This window comes from Mesorhizobium intechi (assembly GCF_002879535.1).
In the GTDB taxonomy this organism is placed as follows: Bacteria; Pseudomonadota; Alphaproteobacteria; order Rhizobiales; family Rhizobiaceae; genus Mesorhizobium; species Mesorhizobium intechi.
Map to the genome: position 1 here is coordinate 1 of NZ_PNOT02000384.1, position 7615 is coordinate 7615.

Here is a 7615-nt window from a genome sequence, read left to right on the forward strand (position 1 = left end):
CTAATAGAATGATGCGCTGTAACGTCAATACGTCGCGTCCGGCCTTGTCGGGTCCGGGGCGGCGGGAATGCGAACGTCAATGGCCCGACGGCGAGCCGGGATTGCCTTCGCAAGCCCTGTCTCGGATATGTGATATGTCAGACAAATCGGACTATTTACGAACGAAGAATGAGTCTCTAAAGTCCGTGACCGTGGCTGGAACGAGGCCATTCTTGTGAGTGCCGGGAAACCCTGAGGAGGAGGGGGTATCCAAGCCGCAAACGGCAAATTCAGGTGAGCACGCAATTCTAGTGAGCAAGACGGTCCAGCCCGACGGCTGAACCAAAAAGGGAGGTTGAACATGAAGTCCTTGATACGCAATGCATCCGTGGCCGCCGCGGCCCTGGCTGTCGGCCTGACGGCGACGGCCATCGCGCGCGCCGACGACAAGCCGACACTGGCTTTCGTCGTCAATGGCGCTTCCGATTTCTGGAAAGCGGCCGAAGCCGGCGTCAAGAAGGCGCAGGGCGAACTGCCCGACTACAATCTCGAACTCAAATATCCCGAGCAATCCTCGGTCGCCATCCAGCAGCGGCTGATGGACGATCTGGTGACGGCCGGCGTCAAGGGCATCATGGTTTCGGCGGTCGACCCGAAGACCTCGACCGACGGCCTGAACAAGATCGCCTCTGAAACCGCGCTGTTCACCACCGACAGCGACGCGCCGCAGACCAAGCGTGTCGCCTATATCGGCTCGTCCAATGTCGACGCCGGCAAGCAGGCGGCCGAAATCGCCAAGAAGGCCATGCCCAATGGCGGCAAGTGCCTCGGCTTCGTCGGCCTTCTCGGCGCCGACAATGCCAAGGAGCGCATCCAGGGCATGAAGGATGGTCTGGCCGGCACCAAGATCGAGCTCGTCGACGTGCGTGGCGACGATATCGACCAGGCACGCGCCAAGAAGAATGTCGAGGACGCGCTGGTCGCCAGCCCCGACGTCACCTGCATGGTCGGTTTCTATTCCTACAACACGCCGCGCATCTATGAAGCGCTGCGCGATGCCGGCAAGCTCGGCCAGATCACGGTCGTCGGCTTCGATGACGATCCGATCACGCTGGGAGGCGTCAAGGAAGGCACCGTCGCCGCCACCGTCGTGCAACAGCCCTTCGAATGGGCCTATCAGGGCATGAAGCTGATGGCTGCCTATCTCAAGGGCGACAAGTCGGGCATCCCGGCCGGCAACCTCATCATCATCCCCACCAAGATCATCGGCAAGGATGATGTCGACGCCTATGCCGCCAACCTGAAGGCGATGGCCGGAAAGTAAGATCACAGGCAGTTCAGCCGGCTCAACTTCGCTTGAGCCGGCTGCGCGCATTGACGAACCCTTCGAGGACCGTCAGTCTGCCGGAAGGCCGGCCCGCTAACTGCTGTCAGGCATGATGAACTATTCCGATACATCCATCGCAGTGACCACGCCGTTCCTCAGCCTGGAGAGCGTGCGCAAGACCTATCCGGGCGTTGTCGCTCTGGATGGCTTCTCCATGGAGGTCAGGCCGGGCGAGGTCATCGGCCTCGTCGGCGAGAACGGCGCCGGCAAGTCGACCCTGATGAAGATCCTCGGCGGCGTCACCACGCCGGACGCCGGGACGATCACCGTCGACGGCACCGCCCACAAGGGCCTGAGCGTCGAGGGCAGCCTGGACTCGGGCATCGCCTTCGTCCACCAGGAACTCAACCTGTTCGAAAATCTCGACGTCGCCGCCAACGTCTTCTTCGGCCGCGAACCGCTGCGCGCCGGGCCGCTGAAACTCGTCGACCGTTCGAAGCTGCGCGAGATGGTGGCGCCGCTCTTGAAGCGCGTCGGCGCCAATTTCTCCGCCGATGCGCAGGTCGCCGACCTGTCGCTGGCGCAGCAGCAGATGGTCGAGATCGCCAAGGCGCTTTCGATCAAGGCAAGGCTGGTCATCCTCGACGAGCCGACATCGAGCCTGCCGCTCGCCGAGACCGACAAACTTCTCGACGTCATCAAGGCGCTGAAAGCCGACGGCATCAGCGTCATCTTCATTTCGCACCGCCTGCACGAGGTCGAGCGTGTCGCCGACCGCGTCGTCGTGCTGCGCGACGGCATGCTGGCCGGCACGCTGGGCAAGCGCGACATCAATCACGACCAGATGGTCAAGCTGATGATCGGCCGCATGCTGAAGGAGCGCGAAAAGGCCTCCGAGGCCGCGCGGGCGCCCGGCGCCACGGCACTTGCCGCCAAGGCCATCCGCACGCCCTCCTATCCCGGCCGGCCGGTCGACCTCGACGTCCGCCGTGGCGAGATCCTCGGCCTTGCCGGCCTTGTCGGCTCCGGCCGCACCGAACTGGCCCGCGTCTTCTTCGGCATCGACGGCAGCCTTGGCGGCATGCTCGAACTCGACGGCAAGCCGCTTGTGCTGGGTTCGGCCGCCGACGCCGTCGCGCAAGGCATTTTCCTGGTGCCGGAAGACCGCAAGCTGACCGGCATCCTGCTTGACCTGTCGATCGCGCAGAACATTTCGCTGCCCAATCTGCCGGCGCATGCCAGGCGCTCGCTGGTGTCGGCAAGTGCCGAGACCGCCACTGCCGAGAAGCAGAAGAAGGATCTCGGCATCAAGGCGCCTTCGGTGCAGACGCGCACCGGCACGCTGTCGGGTGGCAACCAGCAAAAGGTCGTGCTCGGCAAGTGGCTGGCGATGAACCCGAAGGTGATGATCCTCGACGAGCCGACGCGCGGCATCGACATCGGCGCCAAGGCGGAAATCTACGGGCTGATGCGCGCGCTGGCCGATGCCGGCGTCGCCGTGCTGATGATCTCCAGCGACATGGAGGAGGTGATCGGCGTGTCCGACCGCATCGCCGTCATGCATGAGGGCCAGATATCGGGCATTCTCGACAAGGACCAGTTCAGCCAGGAAAACGTGCTGCTGCTGGCGGTGGGCAAGCAGCCGAAATAGTTTTTGCGCCGGGATCGCGAGACCGCGCAACCTGCTCAGGCAGGCATTGGGGAGAAGACGATGAGCAAGAAAGATCTCGGCCTGCTGATCCTGATCCTGGTGGTCGGGGCAATCGTGGCGATCATCAATCCGCGCTTCCTCTTGCCGATCAACCTTGCCAACACCTCGAACCTGATCGGCCTGTTCGGCATCCTGTCGATCGGCCAGGCCTTCGTCATCATCACCGGCGGCATCGAGCTGTCGGTCGGCTCGGTGGTGGCGTTGCTGGGAACGCTGTTCATCGACTTCATCGCCGTGCGCGAGCTGGATTGGCCGCTGGCCTTCGTGCTGATCATCGCGCTTGGCGCCATCATCGGCCTGGTGCATGGCTGGCTGATCACCAGGCTGAAGCTGCAGCCCTTCGTCGTCACCTTGTGCGGCCTCTTGATCTATCGCGGCGTCGCCCGCTTCTACACCGCCGACGGCACCGCCGGCTTCGCCTTCGGTCAGAATTTTCCCGAGCTCGAATTCCTCACCGCCGGGCGCAGCTGGGGCGTGCCGAACAGCTTCATCGCGCTGATCGTCATCGCCATCGTCATGTGGGTGGTGCTGCACCGTTCGGTGTTCGGCCGCTATCTCTATGCCATCGGCAAGAATGAGGAGGCGGCGAAGTATTCCGGCATCCGCACCGGCCGCATCGTCATGACCGCCTATGTCATCTGCGGCGTGCTGACGGCGCTGTCGGCGATCTATTTCGCCATGTACACGCGCTCGATCTCGCCGGCCAGCCACGGCCAGTTCTACGAGCTCTACGCCATTGCAGCCGCCGTGCTCGGCGGCTTCTCGCTGCGTGGCGGCGAGGGCTCGCTGATCGGCGTCATCCTCGGGACCGTGCTGCTGCAGGAGCTGCAGAACCTTGTCAATCTGCTCGGCATCCCGTCTTCCCTCAACTTCGCGGTCATGGGCGGCGTCATTCTCATCGGCGTGCTCGTCGACCAGCAATGGGGTGTGTTCCGCGCAAGGCGGCTGATGGTCGATGCCGCCCGCAAGAACATTGCCGGCGCGCCGGCCGAATAATCGCGCCGGCGAAGCTGCCGCTTGCCCGGCTCCTATAGATATTATAATAGCATAACCCGGTATTGCTCGGGGGTGTGCTGGACATGCGCTGCGATTTGCGAGGCAAGGTGGCGCTGGTCACGGGAGCGGCGGGCGCCATAGGCAGTTCCATTGCCAGCCGCCTGTCCGACAATGGCGCGGCGGTCGTCGTCGCCGACATCAACGGCGAGGGCGCAAGCCAGGTCGCGGCTGGCTTGACCGATGCCATGGCCTGCGCCACCGACATCCGTGATGCCGCATCGGTCGACAGCGCGATCGCCGCGATCATGCGGCGCTACGGCCGCCTCGACATCCTCATCAACAATGCCGGCGTCAACACCCTGGCGCACCGCGTCACAATAGACGAATTCCCGACGGAGGAATGGGACCGCATCACCGGCATCGATCTCGACGGCCTCTACATCATGAGCCGCGCGGCACTCGGTCCCATGCTCGCCGCCGGCAGGGGCGGGCGCATCGTCAACATCGCCTCGGTCGTCGGACTTGCCGCCATGCGCCTGCAGAGCCCGTTCGTCGCCGCCAAGGCCGGCATCATCCATCTGACGCGCTCGATGGCGATCGAACTCGGCGCCAAGGGCATCCTGACCAATGCGGTCGCCCCGGGCTCGGTGATGACGGCGCTGACCGCCAAGCTGTTTTACGGCGATGACGGCAAGTTCGCCGGCCGCACGCGGGAATTCCTGGCCCATGTGCCGCTCGGCCGCCCGGCCGAGCCGCGCGAGATCGCCGAGGCGGTGCTGTTCCTGGCCTCGCCGGGCGCCAGCTACGTCAACGGCCAGGTGCTGGCCGTCGATGGCGGCTGGACGGCGGGATACATGATGTGAGTGGCGCGATGGAAATCGATCTCAACGGCGCCACGGTGGCCCTCGATGGCGAGACCAACCCGATCGTCGACGCCGTGCTTGCCGCCCTGCGTGCCAATGGCGGCACGGTCGTCGAAGCAGGGGATGCCGCCGACATCGTGCTGATGTCCAACCCGCTGCGCCCGGGAGCGACAGTCCAGGACCCGTGCCAGCATGCCGATGCGCGCAGGGCGGCCGTGGCCATGGCCGAGCGCGGCGGCGGGCGCATCGTCTTCCTGATCTCGGCCGCCGCCGGCATGCCGATGCGCCGTCATCCGCGCTTTTCCATGGAAAATGCCGCGATGCTCGCCGGCATGCGCGCGCTGGCCATGGAGTTCGGCCCAAAGGTGCTGGTCAATGCCGTCGGCTTCGGCGCGGTCGCGGCCGAAACCATCGTCTCAGGCGACGCTGCGATGCTCAGCCACACGCCGGTCGGCCGCGCCGGCTGCATCGAGGAAGCGGTCGCGGCCGTGCTGTTCTTCTGCGATCCGCTCAACACCTACACGACGGGCCAGATGCTGGGTGTCGACGGTGGCTGGACGGCAGGCTATGGCCGCAATTTCTGAATTGCTGAGCATTGGATCGGGAGCGCTCGAAGTCGTGCTGGTGCCGCAAATCGGCGGCAGCGTGAGCGCGTTGCGCTGGCGCGGCATCGATCTCATGCGCCGGCTCTCGGATGACGATCGCAAGGCCGGCAATGTGCTTGGCGTCGCCATGTTTCCCATGATCCCCTATGCCAACCGCATCGCCGGCAACGCCTTCGACTTCGGGGCAAGACGCTGGCAGGTCCTGCCCAACAATCCGCCCGAGAAATTCAACGTCCATGGCAGCGGCTGGCAACACGCCTGGACGGTTACCGGCTCAGGTCGCGCCAACGCAACCCTGTCGCTGGACATCGCCGCCGGGGCCGAGCCCTATTCCTACCGCGCGACCCAGGCTTTCTCGGTTTCGGAGGAGGGACTGAGCGTGACCATGACGCTGACCAATATCGGGTCAGTCGCCCTGCCGTTCGGTTTCGGACTGCATCCCTGGTTCGATCGCGATCGGGACGTGACAATGCAGTTCAACGCCAGGTGTTTCTATCTCGAAGAGCCCGACGGCATTTCGGGCGATCCGATCTCGCTGCCACCAGAACTGGATTTCGCCAGGCATCGGTCCTTGCCGGGCGGCTGGCGCAACAATGATTATGGCGGCTGGGGCGGCGAAGCGACGCTGCGCTTTCCGGCTCGCGGCGCCGGCCTGCGCATGAGGGCCGACCCGATCTTCAGGCATTTGATGCTTTATGCCGATCCGACCAAACCATATTTCTGCGTCGAGCCGCAGACGAATGCCTCCGGTGCTTTCAACCGGGGCCGATGGGACGATCCGGATGAGGGTATCATCGTCCTCGCCCAGGGCGAAAGTGCTGCCGGCACCGTCTGTTTCACGCCCTTTTCGCTTGAGGCGGGGGCACAAGACGGGCGCGCCTGACGACGATGATCGTCTAGATAAGCCCGTTCCTGAGTTTGAAGCGGCGCATGCCACGCACATTGACGGCCCGCCCACGGTTCAACAACTCGCGCATGATCGGCTCCTGCCGTGGCGGCGTCAGATGTTCAAGGACACGAGCACAGTCATGTTCAAGCAGGATCCCTCGAATAAGTAGGTCGCGCTTCACCAAGGGACTATCCATCACCCGGTGAAAGAGCCCAAAGCCGAAGTGTATCTGGCTGCCATTGATGATGGTCCCAATCATATGATTGACCAGCGTCTCTTGCCTAATCTGAACGGCCACGGATGCATTTTTCTCGGCTTCGTCGAGCCGTGCCTTTGCGTCGGCCGAAAACCTGCCAAACTCGGTTATCGTGGGCGTTCGCGATTCCTGGTCGAGAATGGCGGAGTCTTTCCCGCGTTTTTCTCCACGCCTTTTTGATTTGGGATTGCCCGCCAGCATTTGTGCGGTTCTTTGAGCGCCTTTCAGAAGCGGGCCAAGATCGTAACCGCGAAGCGCGCCGTAAGGGACGTAACGAAGTGTTGCTACCAACTCGGAGACCGACATCTTGTCGAGCCGAAGCGCGAGCTTGTCGGCGGAATAGATAACATCAACCCGGTAGCCACAACGCTCCAGGCATTGCGAAAAGCCGAGTTCTCCCTTCCGTATCGCGTGAGGGCGAATGTCGTAGGGCCTGTACTTTTGCCAGAACCGCCGAATCCGCGTATCGGCGAATACTTTGCCGGCTACACTAAATGCGTAACTGCCGATGTGATGCGCAAACTCATGGTTCTCGTAGGTGCCAACGGCGTCATAGGCGCTCTGAACCAGGGCTTTGATCATTGAGTCCAAGCCAGGTCCGGCAATGTAGATGACACTGTCATTCAGATAGATCATACGTTCGGGTTGGAGTCCCTCCAACGCCAGATGCAAGGTCGCGGCACGGTAGGCTCCGAAGTCACGGCCAATGTTGTTACGCACAAGGATGCGGTGCGCAAATGTCCTTAAGGTCGCGAGCTCATCGGGACGAAGATCGCCGTTGCAGACAACGATGGCGTTGACATGTTGGCGACGAAGCGTCGCCAGGAGGTCGAGAAAGTCGCTCGTAATCCCGATGAGGTGATATTTGACGACGATCGCATAACAATTGCCAATTGCCGGCGCCACAGTCTCATCGGAAGCAAATCGCGGCTCGCGTTCGGACTGAATGCCCGGGAACTGAATTGTCTTGGCGGCCAGGACATACGCTC

General features: G+C 63.0%; 7 protein-coding genes. 6 read left to right on the forward strand and 1 reads right to left on the reverse strand.

Annotated features, from left to right (window positions below; translation table 11 throughout):
* Positions 1-340: 340 nt before the first annotated feature.
* The 6 genes from C1D09_RS32120 (at position 341) to C1D09_RS32145 (ending at position 6364) form a co-directional block, all read left to right on the forward strand.
* The gene (locus C1D09_RS32120; protein WP_143977940.1) at positions 341-1303 is read left to right on the forward strand and encodes a sugar-binding protein; all 963 of its coding nucleotides are present in this window, start codon (positions 341-343) and stop codon (positions 1301-1303) included.
* 115 nt (positions 1304-1418) lie between these two features.
* Positions 1419-2957, forward strand: coding sequence for a sugar ABC transporter ATP-binding protein (locus tag C1D09_RS32125; RefSeq protein WP_143977946.1), 1539 nt, complete (start codon positions 1419-1421; stop codon positions 2955-2957).
* A 60-nt stretch (positions 2958-3017) separates the two neighbouring features.
* Positions 3018-4013, forward strand: coding sequence for an ABC transporter permease (locus tag C1D09_RS32130; RefSeq protein WP_143977941.1), 996 nt, complete (start codon positions 3018-3020; stop codon positions 4011-4013).
* 83 nt (positions 4014-4096) lie between these two features.
* Positions 4097-4876 carry an SDR family NAD(P)-dependent oxidoreductase gene (locus tag C1D09_RS32135; RefSeq protein WP_143977942.1) on the forward strand — a complete coding sequence of 260 codons (780 nt, stop codon included), beginning with the start codon at positions 4097-4099 and terminating at the stop codon, positions 4874-4876.
* Positions 4877-4884: 8 nt separating this feature from the next.
* Positions 4885-5460 carry an SDR family oxidoreductase gene (locus C1D09_RS32140; protein WP_143977943.1) on the forward strand — a complete coding sequence of 192 codons (576 nt, stop codon included), beginning with the start codon at positions 4885-4887 and terminating at the stop codon, positions 5458-5460.
* On the forward strand, positions 5444-6364 hold the full coding sequence (locus C1D09_RS32145; protein WP_143977944.1) for an aldose 1-epimerase: 921 nt from the start codon (positions 5444-5446) through the stop codon (positions 6362-6364). The genes C1D09_RS32140 and C1D09_RS32145 overlap by 17 nt, the downstream gene beginning before the upstream one ends.
* Before the next feature lie 13 nt (positions 6365-6377).
* On the opposite strand, the gene C1D09_RS32150 is transcribed toward C1D09_RS32145, so the two are convergent.
* A partial coding sequence (locus C1D09_RS32150) for a rhamnan synthesis F family protein (RefSeq protein WP_143977945.1) occupies positions 6378-7615 on the reverse strand: 1238 nt, incomplete at its 5' end.